Annotated in this window: 12 protein-coding genes; 11 read left to right on the top strand and 1 reads right to left on the bottom strand. The window is 50.6% G+C overall.

The genetic code is table 11. The features are described from left to right. Nucleotides 1-193 precede the first annotated feature (193 nt). Together DFP94_RS11755 and DFP94_RS25505 are read left to right on the top strand one after the other, a co-directional pair. A complete protein-coding gene (locus DFP94_RS11755; protein ID WP_181873108.1) occupies nt 194-4636 on the top strand; it encodes a DUF4073 domain-containing protein in 4443 nt (1480 codons plus the stop codon). A gap of 4 nt (nt 4637-4640) precedes the next feature. Beyond that, nucleotides 4641-4793, top strand: a complete 153-nt coding sequence (locus DFP94_RS25505) for a hypothetical protein (protein ID WP_181873107.1) — start codon at nt 4641-4643, stop codon at nt 4791-4793. A gap of 251 nt (nt 4794-5044) precedes the next feature. Here the strand turns inward: DFP94_RS25505 and DFP94_RS11750 are convergent, their stop codons facing one another. Then, nucleotides 5045-6667: a glycoside hydrolase family 9 protein gene (locus tag DFP94_RS11750; protein WP_114496660.1), complete on the bottom strand. Its 1623-nt coding sequence runs from the start codon at nt 6665-6667 to the stop codon at nt 5045-5047. Nucleotides 6668-7135: 468 nt separating this feature from the next. Between DFP94_RS11750 and DFP94_RS11745 the strand changes: the two genes are divergently transcribed. The 9 genes from DFP94_RS11745 (at nt 7136) to DFP94_RS11705 (ending at nt 14953) form a co-directional block, all read left to right on the top strand. Further along, nucleotides 7136-7924 carry a YwaF family protein gene (locus DFP94_RS11745; protein ID WP_114496659.1) on the top strand — a complete coding sequence of 263 codons (789 nt, stop codon included), beginning with the start codon at nt 7136-7138 and terminating at the stop codon, nt 7922-7924. A 22-nt stretch (nt 7925-7946) separates the two neighbouring features. Beyond that, on the top strand, nt 7947-8462 hold the full coding sequence (locus tag DFP94_RS11740) for a mismatch-specific DNA-glycosylase (RefSeq protein WP_114496658.1): 516 nt from the start codon (nt 7947-7949) through the stop codon (nt 8460-8462). Nucleotides 8463-8653: 191 nt separating this feature from the next. Next, nucleotides 8654-9640, top strand: a complete 987-nt coding sequence (locus tag DFP94_RS11735; protein ID WP_114496657.1) for an ABC transporter ATP-binding protein — start codon at nt 8654-8656, stop codon at nt 9638-9640. 2 nt (nt 9641-9642) lie between these two features. Then, on the top strand, nt 9643-10431 hold the full coding sequence (locus DFP94_RS11730) for an ABC transporter permease (RefSeq protein ID WP_114496656.1): 789 nt from the start codon (nt 9643-9645) through the stop codon (nt 10429-10431). Nucleotides 10432-10460: 29 nt separating this feature from the next. Beyond that, complete coding sequence (locus tag DFP94_RS11725) at nt 10461-11252, top strand: ABC transporter permease (protein WP_114496655.1); 792 nt, start codon at nt 10461-10463, stop codon at nt 11250-11252. A gap of 151 nt (nt 11253-11403) precedes the next feature. Beyond that, nucleotides 11404-12177, top strand: coding sequence for an amino acid ABC transporter substrate-binding protein (locus DFP94_RS11720; protein ID WP_114496654.1), 774 nt, complete (start codon nt 11404-11406; stop codon nt 12175-12177). Nucleotides 12178-12282: 105 nt separating this feature from the next. Continuing rightward, the gene (locus DFP94_RS11715) at nt 12283-12942 is read left to right on the top strand and encodes an amino acid ABC transporter permease (RefSeq protein ID WP_114496653.1); all 660 of its coding nucleotides are present in this window, start codon (nt 12283-12285) and stop codon (nt 12940-12942) included. Nucleotides 12943-12959: 17 nt separating this feature from the next. Then, nucleotides 12960-13709: an amino acid ABC transporter ATP-binding protein gene (locus DFP94_RS11710; RefSeq protein ID WP_114496652.1), complete on the top strand. Its 750-nt coding sequence runs from the start codon at nt 12960-12962 to the stop codon at nt 13707-13709. A gap of 62 nt (nt 13710-13771) precedes the next feature. Beyond that, nucleotides 13772-14953: an SGNH/GDSL hydrolase family protein gene (locus DFP94_RS11705; protein ID WP_245954745.1), complete on the top strand. Its 1182-nt coding sequence runs from the start codon at nt 13772-13774 to the stop codon at nt 14951-14953. Nucleotides 14954-15020 lie beyond the last annotated feature (67 nt).

Genomic DNA, 15020 nt, shown 5'->3' with positions numbered 1-15020 from the left:
GATGTGACGCCTAACCTGGAGTTTGTGCTGAAAAATAACCGATAAGATTTATAGAATAGAATGAAATCCACCTGAAAAATTATTTTAAGGTGGATTTTTTGTCGTATTCTGTTTGGTTATGTCGAAAGTGTTCAGAATCCGTTCAGAGGATGATGGTAGGATGATGAAAAAAGTTACAGGAAGGAATAAAAGGATGCAAAGATTGAAGAGCCGTTTTTTTAAAAAGCTGATGGTACTGATCCTGGTGATTCAGCCGTTCCTTGCAAGTATCGGAGCCGTTGAGCAAGTCAGCGCCGGAGGTGCCTTATACCCGGACAAGATCAATTACCCCTCAACCGTAAGCGGGGTAGCTTACCATGATGGTTATATCTATACATCCATATATAACAATCAGACAAGCACGATTACCAAGCAGCGGGCAAGTGATCCGAACGATCGCAGCGATATAGTCACGTTCAGTAACAACGTAAAACCGTTGTCCATCGATTTTGACAGTCAAGGAAATTTGTATTTTATCGTGAATTCACTGCCCCATATTTATAAAATTTCTAAACCGGCTTTAGAAGCGGGGCCGATTGCCATCAGTGGTTTTAACGATATTCCGAGCAAATCGGAAATTGTATTTACGGGCGATCAGACGTACATGACCGGCATGACGATCGACGAAAACGATAACTTTTATTATTCGAATTCAAACCGTCCCAGCAACAATCCTAACGGATTGTTCAAAATTGCCGCCGGAAGCTGGCAAGCGACCCCGCTGGCGTCCAATTTTGCGACGTATTTCGAAGACCTCTCCGTAAGCCCTCAGGGCAATTTGTATATGGTTGGAGCAAACAACAAGCTGTACAAAATGGATTTGAAAGCGGATATGCCGGAGGTTACGGAAGTGATCGGCACCCATTTCAACAGTTATCTGAATGAGGAATCCATTCCGGATAGCGGTAGTGAAACGCTGATCGATTTGTACGGGATTCAATTTTTACCCGACAGTGGGGAGGTTTATCTGTCCTTTGATATTTACAGATACACCATGGATCCGTTCATGCCAGGGATCCCGATCTCTTCGGAAACTCAATTTTACCTCAAAAAATTTACGTTCGAAGACGAAGCGGCGCCGCCCGCGCCTCAAGAACCAGCCGAATTTCAAAACAGCGTGCAACTTGAAAATCCGAGAGGACTGGCCTACTACAACAATGAAGTGTATGTGGCGCAATTCCTGACGGACGGCGGTACGAAGGCGAGAATTTCAAAAATTTCGAAATCGGGCGCAGTGACGCCTTTGGTAGTTTTCGACTACAGCGCCAATGTCAAATCCGTAGCGTTGAACAGCAGCGGGGACCTGTATTTTACATTGGAAGCCAACGCCAAGGATAATAATATTTATAAAATTCCTGCTGACCGCCTGCCGCTCAGCGGACCGATCGGATCCGGCCAAGTGGCGGCAAAAGCGGAAGTGTTCTACACGCCAACCAACGAACCTTCCTGGGTGATGGGGCTGGCCTTCGATAGCGAAGATAATTTGTATTTTTCGACATTCACTACCAAAGGAATTTATAAAATAGCCAAAGGCGAAAATACGGCAACGGAAGTGTTGACCAATTTCTCGTCGGCGATCAGCAGCCTGGCTTTTCATCCGAACGGGGATTTATATTTTGTCGACGGAGTAAGAAGGGTCTACAAATTGGATCATGCCAAATTGTCGAACCTTCCTGTTCTGACAAGTAACATAGAACAATTCAGCAAGTTCAACAACCTTCAGGTCGCAGGCATTGCTTTCCTGCGGGAGGGGGATAAAGCCTATGTCGCGCACGGATTTTGGGCAAACGCCAAATTGGAGAAGCTTGACTTTGCGCAGGATCCTCCTGTGGTTGCCGATCCTCTTGAAAAAGTGAATGACGCCAAGACAGCAGAAAGCGTGGAGGAAATGCTCGCCGCGCTTAGTAATCCGGAACTTGGATTGTCGCTTCCGGCCGGTTTCGAAAGTTGGAACAACGATCTCAAAGAATCCGTGGCCGAAACGTTCATTTACATGGTGAGCGAAAACGAGAAGTACGACAATGTGGGTCAGCTTCAGTTTTTGCTGGATTTTGCAGTTCAGCCGTTCTTTACATTGAATGACCGGGAACTTCATGTTATCAACAGCAACCTGACCTCGTTTTTCGCGAAATTCACACAGTTTAAAACTGTGTTCTCGGGCTATGAGGGAATGACCGAGTTATCCCCGATCGGGGAAGCTTACCTTACCATGTCCGAAGTGGACAAAGAGATTTTCGCATATAGAACGAAATTTTATTTTACAAGGGATGAAACGCCGATTTCTCAATCTCGCGAGTCATTGACGGCAACCTTTTCGGAGTATAGGCCCATCAACAAGGTCACTAAGAAAACCGACATGTACAACGCATTGGTGAGACTGCGTTTGCTGCAGACGGAATCCGAAGCTTATAATGCCGAACAAATCGGCTCGAGTAATCCAGAAGAAATGATGGACATCTTTCAATTGAACTTGGATAAAGTCGACGGACCGGGTTTTAGTTTTCAGAGATACCAGGAACTGGCCCAATGGATGTTGGATAAACGGCCGGTCGGCGGCTACACCGATTATGCAGCTATTCAGGAAACGTTCGATCTGTTCTTTGCCCCGCGTGCCCCAAGCGTAACGGCGGACGATGATAACAACCGATTGGTTGGCGCGGACGCCACAATGGAGTATTCGCGAGATGGCGGAATCCAATGGCTGGACTATGATTCAATCATTGCACCAACGTTTGCCGGCGATGTGACCGTGCAAATTCGCGTGAAAGCAGCAGGCAACATGCAGGCTGGCGCCGTAACAACCGTGACATTCACTGCTAATCCGGTTCAACCGGCTCCTTCTGCACCAAGCGTATCGGTGAATGAAGCAACATATATGATTAACGGTGCAGACAGCACCATGGAATATTCGCTCGACGGCGGGATACTCTGGATCAGTTATAATCCGGATGAAGCACCGGTATTCCGCGGCAACTATACGGTACAGATTCGAGTTAAAGCGTCCGGAGAAGTTCCTGCCGGACTGGTGACCGTGCTGTACTTCAGAGAAACACAAGTTGAGCCGATTCCGGGAGCGCCAAGCGTAACGGCGAATGACGAGGCGAACTTGCTTGTCGGTGCGGACGGCACTATGGAATATTCCACGGATAACGGAAGTCTCTGGAACGGCTATGACCCGGGCAATCCTCCGGTCTTCGCAGGAAACGTAACGGTACAAATCCGGGTGAAAGCGGAAGGCGACATCCCTGCGGGTGAATTGACCACTGTAACCTTTACACAAAACATTACCGTTAATCCACCAAGCGGCGGGTCCGATTCAGGCAGCGGCAACAACAGTGGTAGCGGTAGTGTTGGTGCATCACCAACGGCACCTACCTCCAATAAAGAAGAAATTGTCGTAGACGTCGATGGAGCCAATGGAACGAACTTGGCCAAAACACCGATTACGCGCACAACGGAAGCAAACGGGACTGTAAAAGATCATGTATCGATGTCGGAGAACATTGCGAAAGAAACCGCTCAAAAGGCGAAGCAGCTCGGGATCGATACCGCAAGAATCGTCATTCCGGATACCAACGATAAGGTTTCGGAAATTGTGGTAGAGGTTCCTAAATCCGCATTGAAACAATTGAACGACGGTAATTTGAATTTGGAAATTGCAACGGACAATGGCATAATCTCCATTCCGGCAAAATCCATCGCCGATTTCAACGATGATTTATATTTCCGGATCATCCCGATTAAATCGGAGACCGGGCGTAAGCAAGTCGAAGAAAGAGCAAAGCAAGAAGAGTTAATCCAAGAAATCGTAGATAACGGGGAAGTCCGGATTTTGGGCCGCCCGATGGAAATCGAAACGAATATGCAAAGCCGCGAAGTATCCATTGTTTTGCCGCTTAAAGACAGCTTGCCGGCCGATTCTGCCGAACGGCAGAAGGTCCTAGACAACCTCGGTGTCTTTATCGAGCATAGCGACGGAACCAAGGAATTGCTTCAAGGCAAGCTGGTGACCTTGAAAGACGGTTCCGAGAGTATAGAGTTTACGATTACGAAGTTCAGTACCTTTACCCTTGTGTACATGGACGGATGGAAGGCAGCGCATGTAAGCCATCATACGGCATACATTAAAGGATTCGGAACCGAATTCCGTCCTGGCGCATTCGTTACTCGCGCACAAATGGCCGCCATGCTGGCGCGCAATGCAGCCGATCAAGAGCCATCGGCAGATCAAAGTCCTTACGAGGATGTCGGCGCAGCGCATTGGGCTTACCATGAGATCCTGAAAACCAAAGCGCTGGGGATGATGACGGGAACTAAGACAGACAGCTTCGATCCCGATGGTTCGGTGACCCGGGCGCAAATGGCCACAATCGCTTACCGATGGATTCAGCAGGAATGCACTAAGGATGTCTCCGCATTTGAAGGCTGTTCCACCTTGTCCGGTCAAAGCAGTGCGGGTTATAAGGATGTGTCCTCGGCGCATTGGGCGGCTGAAGCGATCTCCTTCATGAGTTCCACCGGCTTGATGGTCGGATATGAGGACAATACGTTCAGACCGGATGGAAAGCTGACTCGAGCCGAAGCCGTGGGTGCTTAACCGTTTGTTCAAACGCGGTCCGCTCACCGGTACGCATACCGTGACTTTTACTGACGTACCTACTACCTATTGGGCTTATCAAGAGATTGAAGAAGCAGCCAGAGATCATAAATACAACATTGGCGATCAAGGCGGAGAGGTCGTAGTTAAGGAGTAACCTATAACCAATACAAGGGGATGGACTTGATTAATTCAAGCCATCCTCTTTTTTGTTCTCTGTGCTGCATCCTCCAAGGGGAAGGCGCCGGTAAATTCGCGCCCGCAGAATTCACGACCCGGGCCGCGGCCGCGGTGTCTTGTTAAGGATGATGCGGGAATTGGCGCTGGCGGATTGAAGCCGGGCTCTCATACCTAAAAAGAAAGGATCCGGTCGTCTTGGCCGGATCCTTTTCCTTATGCATTAGCTCGTTATTTCACGAAATTCGAGACTACGAAGACGGCGGGAGAGTTCCAGTAAATGGTCACCTCATTGCCGGCATAGCTGAGTTCGTCGTCGATGAAGCACTGTGCGGGTGCCTTGCCTTGCAGGTGTTCCATCATGCAATCGTCGTTCAGGCCGCGGTTTGGGCCGCCCGCCACAAGGCCGGGTACGGGATCGGCTACCTTATCGCCGACGGACGGGCGATGATGCGGATGCATCACCGGACGGTCGCCGAAGCCGGTTACATAGCTGAGATCCAGCGGATTGCGGCCCATGAGGTAATGAATGTGATGAATGGCGCTCTCTTCATAGCGGGTATTTTCAGTCAATCGGTAGGCGAACAACAGAAGCATCGCCCGGTTCATCACGACCATGTTGCTGCCCCAAATGTAATCAGCCGGAGTCAGCGAAATGCCATACCCGACGGCATTACTGATTGCGGTCAGCTTGTCGGCTTCGGCAAGCAGCCCTGCCTTGAGCTGGGAGTACAGGGTTTGATCGGCCTTGACCGGATTTCCCACCAAATAGGCAAGGCTCCCGTAAGCGCCCATATCGGCCCAGCCCAGCTCGTATTTCGGAAATTGCTGCGCGGCCAATGCCTTGAATTGCCGGTGATAAGACTCATCCCCGGTTGTCCGGAACAACTCGGCCGCCGCCCAGTACCGCTCGTCGAGATCATGCTCGTCCCCGTACTCCCCGGTGGACACATCTTGCGGGTTTTTAAAGCCCGGCGTTTCCGGATGATCCAGCAGCCATTGCCAAGCTGCTCTAGCCGCTTCCAGGCAACGGTCGGCAAAGCTGCCGTCAAATTGGCGGTAGACCCGGGATGCCATAGCCATGACTCCGGCAAAACAGCCGGTGGCCGTGGCCGAGACCGGGAGGAAATATAAATCCGCCAAGTCGTCTTCAGGCATCACGTTCAAGTCGGGGAAATGCTTGGTCGTTAATTTGTGAAATGCGCCGCCTGTTTTGTTATCCTGCATTTTGAACAACCATTCCAGTTCATAACGGCATTCATGCAGCACGTCCGGCGTAACGTCGTCACTCTCGGGAATAGGAAGTTGAGACGTGAAAGCTTGAGGATAGAACTCGTAAGCGAGCAGCAGGTCGGCGACGGCTTTGGCGCCAGGTCCGGTATACTGTCCGTAATCTCCGGCATCATGCCAGCCGCCCTTGCTTTCCAGCTTCCGCCCGGGATCGTCATATACCGTTCCGTCCGCCAGATGGCAGGCTTTGTGATTCCAAGGCCCGGCATAAGTTTCATCGAGATCGCAGCCGCAGCGGAAAAGGTAAAAAGCTTTTAAAAGACCGCGTTGCAATTCCGCGTAGGGGTTATCCGATAGAAGAAACGGAGCGGAAACTTCGTCCCCCAGCCGGACATAATAGCTGCCGGGAGTAGTAAGGGCCGAGAAATCGCCGGTGCAGACTGCCGTTCCTGCGGACTCGTCAAATTGTGAATGCCCGGTTTCGCCCCGATAAGCTACTTCTCCGGTATCGGAATTGATAACTTCGAATGAACCCTCTTTACCGGCGCTAATGACACACTTTCCGCCATGCAGCGGATATCCGACTTGATTGACGGTTAAACTTCGTTGCTTTGCATCGCTCACTGATCATCCCTCTTTTCCTAAGTTAGAAGTTAATGCGCGGGAACATGAAATCCGTCCCTTTAACCACAGAAAACGTTTTCCGAAGTGGATGAAAAAAACTTGAAAATCCTCTCTATTTACTGTAAAAAGGGTAATTTATTCAGTGTTTAAATGTCGGGTGCCTATAACAAAGAAAACGTTTTCTGAAACCGTTTCTATTATATCAACATTCGGAAGAATGGGCGAGAAATGATTTCTTCCGCTGAGGTTCGCTCTTATGCTACGATATAATTAATATTTTAGGTAATCCGGAATCAATCTGTTTTTCTGAATCACCTTATTGTCGGCGGTGTATGCTTTCGGTTTTGCTTTTGAACTGACCGGCAATACGTTGGCAGAGACAGGGCGCTTTATCGTTCCAAAGAGAGCGGAAGAAACCGGGGAAGTACGGCATCGGATATGTCGTTTCCGCGATAGAAGGGAGTTCCCATGGAATCGATATCTTTTTTTTCCTCCGGGCAGGCACCGGATTTTATGTTATTTTCTCAGGCTCACCTTGTCTGGATCGGGCTGCTGGTTGCTATGATTCTGGGGCTATATTGGGCCCGAAACCCTATTCGGGAACGAAAAGGTTTGCGTCTGGCGGTAAGATACGGATTGCTGGGCATCCTTCTGGTATCGGAAGTCGGCCTCAATGTCTGGTATTGGGAGCAAGGGGTGTGGAATGTCCGTCATACCCTGCCTTTTGAGCTATGCTCCATAACGCTGCTGCTATCCATCATTATGCTTTGGAACCGGAGTCGGGGCCTTTATGAAGTACTGTTTTTTGCAGGGATAGGCGGGGCATTGCAAGCTATTCTTACGCCGAATCTGGCGTATGGCTTTCCGCATTTTCGTTTCTTTCAATTTTTCATTGCTCACTCGGCCATCATTTTGGCCTCTTTATATATGACCTGGATGGAACAATACAGGCCAACCTGGAAATCTATTGGAAAAACGATGCTGTTTCTGAACGGCCTGGCGCTGGCCATCGGACTTTTGAATTACGCCATCGGGGCGAATTATATGTTTCTGCTGCATAAACCGGATACCCCTTCCATTCTGGATATGCTGGGGCCGTATCCCTATTATTTGCTGGCCGAAGAAGGAATCGCCCTGCTTTTGTTTATTATGATGTATGCCGTCTTTTTCGTCCTTACGGATAAAGTAAAGAGCCGGCAAGCCCGAAAGACCCGGAGGGACCAAAGAACCCGGAAACCGGGTGACTATATTTCTTGATCACAGCAGGAGGCCGCAGCGTATGAATGGAGTACAGGATCATCTCGATTACGGCTTATCCATCGTATTTATCGGATTCAATCCGAGCATTCGCTCGGGGGAGACGGGACACCATTACGCCAATCCCCGCAATAATTTCTGGAGAATCCTTTACCAATCCGGGCTCACCCCTCGTCTGTATGAGGCATCGGAAGACGGAGGACTCTTGAAGTTGGGTTACGGCTTTACGAATATCGTGGCCCGACCTACCCGTGGGGCTGAAGATATCACCCGCGAAGAGTATAAACAAGGACGTCAACTATTACGGAACAAGCTTAGTCAATACCGGCCCAATGTCGCTTGCTTTGTCGGCAAGGGCGTGTACACGGAATACAGCGGGAGCTCCAAGGCGGATTGGGGATTTCAGAACGAATCCGTCGTCGATGGGGTGTTTGATTTTGTAGCGCCTTCTTCCAGCGGGCTTGTGCGGATGAAGATGGAGGAGATCGTCGGAATCTACCGGCGACTCAGGAATTTTATATCAGAAGAATTGTCATAAAATAAGAACGTGTGCTCGCAAAAAATCATTGCGTTTATTCGAAAATTCTGCAATAATCGGTCTCAGAATGCTGATCGGATGAGCAAATACACAACGAGAGCAAGGCTTCATCATTCAATGGCGAATGAAATGGAGCCGCTTTTTTTTATTTGTGCAAACGTTTGTTCGTAAGCGTGGAGAGGAGAAATTCTATGATCGAAGTGAAAAATTTATCGAAGCATTACAGATTGACGGAAAAGAGTCCCGGGCTGTCGGGAGCGTTCAAGAGTTTGTTCGCGCCAAAACGCGTGACCAAAAAGGCGGTGGACGACATCGGCTTTCAAATCGAGTCCGGAGAAATGGTAGGTTACATCGGAGCGAACGGAGCCGGAAAATCGACGACGATTAAAATGCTTTGCGGGATCTTGACCCCGACCACAGGCGAAATCCTGGTAGACGGGATCGTTCCGTATAAGGAAAGAAACCGGAACGCCAAGAACATCGGGGCTGTCTTCGGTCAGCGCTCGCAACTGTTTTGGGATATCGCAGTCCGTGAATCCTACGACCTTCTAAAGCATATCTATGACATTCCGGAAGACGAATACCGGAAAACCCTGCAGATGTTTACGGAAGTACTGGAGCTTGAACCTCTGCTGGGGACGCCGGTAAGACAACTGTCACTGGGGCAAAAAATGCGCTGTGAACTGGCGGCGGCTTTTTTGCATAATCCGGGCATCGTTTACCTCGACGAACCGACCATCGGCTTGGACGTGGCCGTCAAGTCAAGAATCCGCCAGTTCATCAAAGAGATGAACCGGATGCGGGGAACCACCGTCATTCTAACTACTCATGACATGCAGGATATTGAAGAAATTTGCTCCCGGATTATCATTATCGATGCCGGGAAGGTGCTGTACGACGGAAGTCTGCAATCGATCAAAGACCGGTACGGGGATAAGCGGGTCATTCACTTCGAGCTGGAACTCGAAGAAGAATTTCAACTGCCTCCTGATCTGGCGGGTAAGGCCGAATGGACGCCGGGAGAAACGGGAACCGTCAGTGTCGCATTTAGCAATCATGTCATCACGGCCGCGGATGTCATCTCGGAAATGCTTCGAAAGTACCGTATCCGGGATCTGACGATCTCCGATTCCAAAATCGAGACGATCGTGCAGGATATTTATTGCCGGGGGATATAAGGATGCGCAAATATTGGGAAATGATGAAGTCGCAAATCAAGCTGGATACGGCATATACAGCCTGGTACTGGGCCGGCAGCGCATCGGTCATCTTCCGGATGCTGATCATTTATGCCTTCTGGCATGCTGTCTTTGAGAATCGCACTACGGTCGGGGATATGTCCCTGCAAGCCATGATTACATATACCATGCTCGCGACGCTGCTGAACAATTATATGTCAGGCGTCGGCTCTCAGCTGGCGAATCAGGTGAGGGACGGAAGCGTAGCCATTGAATTGATGCGTCCCTATAATTTACTCGATAAATTGGTTGCTCTGGATCTCGGTTCCAAAATATCCGGTACGATCCGCGAGACGCTGCCGATGCTGCTGATCGCTTATCTGTTTCTTGGCGTGAGCGCCCCAGCTTCGTGGGAGGCCGTTCCTATGTTTCTCCTCAGCGCGCTGCTGGGCATCCTGATTGGAACCCAGCTTGATCTGATTATCGGAATCATGGCGTTTTGGCTGGATTATGTCTGGGGGCTGCGCGTGCTGGGCGGTGCGATTACGCTGTTCTTTACCGGCGCCCTGGTTCCGATTACCTTGTTTCCGGAGTGGCTGCGCGTGTTAAGCGGATTTATGCCGTTTCAATCGATGGTGTTCGTGCCGGTGTCGATCTATACGGGACAGCTTTCCGGACTGGTAGCTCTTCAGGCTTTGGGCGTGCAATTGGCCTGGCTCGTCGGGATCATCGTGGTCATGCGAACCGTCTGGTCGTTTGCGATCCGCAAGGTTACGATTTTTGGCGGGTAGTACGGCAATAAGGGAGAGGAGAATACGACATGCGGCGATATGCCCGTTTATATTGGCAGTATTTCAAGACAAGGATTAAAGTGATGATGGAATACCGCATTGACTTTTTAATCGGCGTTGCCTCCGTCTTTTTTACGCAAGGCACATCGATTCTGTTCATCGCGATTGTGTTTCAGCACATCGATACGATCCATGGCTGGACGTTTCAGCAAATGCTGTTTATTTATGCGATTGCCATGCTCGGAAGATCTCTGGAGCATACGTTCTTCGACAATCTCTGGACGCTGGGCTGGCAATATATCCGGCCGGGGAATTTTGACCGGGTATTGATCCGCCCGGTAAATCCGCTGTTCCAGGTTGTCGCGGAACGGGTTCAGCAGGACGGGATCGGCAGCTTTATCATCGGATTGATCGTCCTGTTCACTTCGGCGCCTTCACTTGGTCTGGAATGGGGAGCGGCGGAAATACTTATGCTGATTGTGATGGTTATCTCCAGCGGGGCTATATATATGGCGGTCAATTTGTTTTTTGCCACATTATCGTTCTGGATGGTGGATAGTTTGCCTGTCATGTATGCGGTGCAGCAAACCAGCGATTTCGCTCGTTATCCCATGAATATTTTTGGCAAGGGGATTCGCTTTGTGCTCACATTTATAATTCCGTACGGATTTACCGCCTTTTACCCGGCGGCCTGGTTTCTCGAAGATTCGGGATACCGTCATACCGCGGTCTGGACGCCGGTTGTCGCCTTCCTCAGTGTGGCTATCGCCTATTTATTCTGGAAGAGGGGGCTCCGCTCGTTTACGGGTACCGGTAGTTAATCTAAGTTGTGGCAATTTAAGCTCACTTTCTGGAAACCTTTCATTTCTCTCGACTCTATTCCGGTAGTATGTTATCATGAGAGTCTGATAACGTATTAACGAACTAAAGCGTTTGGCGCTTTTGTCAAATGGATGGGGGAGAATATATCAAATGAAGAGAAAGAGTGCAATTTTAATTTTGGTATTGGGTATGATGCTAATAGCCTTGGCAGGATGTTCTAGCTCCGGCAAGGACGATAATAAACTGGTGATTGGCATTGACGACAAATTCGCTCCGATGGGCTTCCGGGATGAGAACAACGAGATCGTCGGATTCGATATCGATTACGCAAAGGCGGCGGCCGAGAAGATGGGCATGGAGGTTACATTCCAGCCGATCGACTGGTCCGCGAAGGAGTCCGAGCTGAACAGCGGACGGATTGACCTGATCTGGAACGGATACACGATTACGGAGGAACGCAAAGGAAAAGTGTTGTTTACAAAACCCTATTTGAAAAATAGCCAAGTGATCGTTACTTTGGCGGAATCGCCAATTTCCGAGATCAGCGAACTTGCAGGCAAAGTCGTTGGCCTCCAATCGCTATCCTCAGCTGCGGATGCATTGAATGGAAACCCGATTAAGGGCGAGATTAAGGAAGTTTCGGAATTTCCGGACAATGTTCTGGCTTTAAGCGATTTGAAGACGAAAAGGCTCGATGCGGTCGTGATTGATGAAGTTGTGGCCCGCTACTATATGTCCAAAGAGGTCGGAACCTTCAAATTGCTTGACGAGTCGCTTGCCCCTGAAGAATACGGCATTGGCGTAAAGAAGGGCAAGGAAGAACTGCTGAACAAACTGCAGAAAGCTTTGGACGAACTGGGGCAGGATGGAACTGCGGCGCAAATCTCGGAAACATGGTTTGGCGAAGATAAGGTGCTGAAGTAGTTTGCGTTACATTTGCTAATTTAAAAAACAGTAACGGGACGGGGGCTTTAAAAACCGGATTGCTATCTAATCCGGTTTTTAGTTTTCATAGAAGGAGCGTAATTTATGAGTCTGGAATATTTCCTGAATATTACGGGGCCGATGCTGGAAGGAGCAAGAACGACGGTCGTGCTGTTTTTTTTGGCGATCGTGACCTCCATTCCTCTTGGCTTTGTGTTCACTTTAATGGTCAAGAGTGCCGTAAAGCCGCTGGCCTGGATTGCAAACGCCTATATTTATGTCATGCGCGGAACGCCGCTGCTGCTGCAAATGCTGTTCTTTTGTTTCGGCCTGCCGGTCATTCCTGTCATCGGAGAGTATCTCGTGATGGATCGCTTTGCGGCGGCCTGCCTTGCATTCACTTTGAATTACGCCGCCTACTTCGCGGAAATTTTCCGCGGCGGGCTGTTGGCCATTGATAAAGGGCAGTATGAAGCGGCCCAAGTGCTGGGGCTCGGACGCTGGCATACGATGACCCGGATTATTTTGCCGCAGATGTTCCGCATCGCGCTTCCGGCGGTCTCTAACGAGGCGATTACTCTGGTAAAGGATACGGCGTTGTTGTACGCGGTCGCGGTTCCAGAACTGCTGCATTTCGCCCAAACCGCCGTCAACCGGGATTTCACGATTATGCCTTTTGTCGTAGCCGGCGTTATTTACTTGTTGATGACGTTAGTGCTGACTTTGTTTTTTAAACTGTTGGAGCGGAAATTTAAATTTGAGTAAAGGAATAAGGATGGATTATGGATAAAAACATTATAGAAGTTACGAATTTGCGAAAATCATTTGGAGCGCTTGAGGTGTTGAAGAATGTGTCCTTACGCGTCGCTCCAAGCGAGGTTGTCGCGGTAATCGGCCCCTCCGGTTCCGGGAAAAGCACGATGCTGCGCAGCCTTGCTCACCTTGAGGTGGTGAACGGGGGCAGCATCGTAATCGGGGGCCAGGATCTGGTCCGCGACGGCGTTTATCCGTCCGGGGCGAAAGTCAGGGAGATCACATCCCGGATGGGCATGGTGTTCCAGCATTTTAACCTGTTTCCGCATTTGACCGTAAGAGGCAATCTGGAGCTCGCTCCGAAGCTGGTTAAGCAGCTTTCTGCCGCAGAGATCGCCCGCAGGGCTTCCGAACTGCTTGAGAAGGTAGGACTTCAGGATAAGGGAGAGTCGTATCCTTCCAATTTGTCCGGCGGGCAGAAGCAACGGGTAGCCATTGCCCGGGCGTTGATGATGAGCCCGGAAATCCTGCTTTTTGACGAGCCTACCTCGGCGCTCGATCCGGAACTGACCGGCGAGGTCCTGCAGGTGATGCGGCAGCTTGCCAAGGAGCGGATGACGATGGTCGTCGTTACCCACGAAATGGGCTTTGCCCGGGAGGTGGCCGATCGAGTCATGTTCATGGCGGACGGCGAGTTCATCGAATCGGGAACGCCGGAGCAGCTGTTCGGCAGTCCGCAGCATGAGCGGACCCAATTATTTTTAAACCGGGTGCTGTAGCCGCAGCCCCGGTTTTTTTGTACAATGGTTCGAGGAGAATCAACAGGATGAGGAGAGTCAATATGGAACAGCATAGACCGCAAGATTTTCAAATGAATGAGATGGACGCGATGAAGGAGTATGCCACCGCTACCGTGGTATCCACCGCGGCCAACTTTATTATGGAGCGCGATGAGGCGTTCACTCATACATACCGGACCTATGTCCGGCTTCGGGAACAGGGGGAAATCCAACTGCGCTTCTGGTTTAGCAACGCGGTGGACTCGACTTGGGACAAGGGTGCTGTCGCTAGGGGCGGGCAGTTTGGCGGGAACTGGCTGATCGAGGCCGCATTTGCGGCCGACGGAGGAACCGGCCGGGACGGCGGCGTGCCTGCGCAATCCCAGGTTCCCGTCACATTCGGCGGCAGTCTTACCCGGTTAGTACGTCCGGGGGAGACGTTCTGGAGCGATCCCGTGGAGATGGATTTGCCGCCAAATCATGATCTCGCCTTTACCTGGACGATTGCGTCGGGCTCGGGCAGATCGGTTCCTTACAACACGGAGCAGATGCTGGTGACCGCTTATGATGCCCAGGGCAAACACGCCGACGAGGTGGAAGGGGATTCCTTCGTCCCTTCGGAGAACTTGCTGGTCATGCCAGCCTGGATCGGTTACAAGAAACAGGGGACCCGGCGGATGGTGTTTTTTGGCGATTCGATTACCCAAGGGGTAAGAACCGCAAAGGACGGTTATGAGTATTGGGTTGCGCGAATTGCCGATGGGCTGGGAGCCGGCTATGACATATGGAATATTGGTTCCGGATGGGCGAGAGCCTACGACGCCTCGGGCAACGGTGCCTGGTTGAATAAGGCCAAGCAGGGGGACCAGATCCTGATCGCACTCGGCGTGAACGATATCGACATCGGCGAACGGAGCGCGGAGGAGCTGCTGGGGGATCTGTCGACGATCGTATCGCTACTCAAAGAGAACAATAGCGCGGTCGACATTATCTTGTTCACGGTTTCTCCGTTTAACTTTACCGGAGAGCGGGAACACATATGGCGCCGGGTTAATGAAGCGCTGCGGACATCTCCACCCGCCGGAGTCAGCCGGGTATTCGACATCGCCGCCGTGCTGTCGCAGCCCGCGCCGGAGGAACACCGTCTCCGGCCCGAATACATGAGTTCGGAATTCGATCCCCATCCGAACGGCCTGGCGGGAGCAGCCGTGTCGGAAGCTTTTTTGAAGTGGTATATGGAGTAGGTTATCGCCTTTATCGCAAGCAGCGGCATAGAAAGACGAAGAGACCGGAGGCGGAACCTCCGGTCTC

The sequence above is a fragment of the Fontibacillus phaseoli genome (genome assembly GCF_003337355.1).
GTDB classification, from domain to species: domain Bacteria; phylum Bacillota; class Bacilli; order Paenibacillales; family Paenibacillaceae; genus Fontibacillus; species Fontibacillus phaseoli.
The sequence above is the reverse complement of the archived record's forward strand: the minus strand, read 5'-3'. Positions and strand labels throughout refer to the sequence as shown.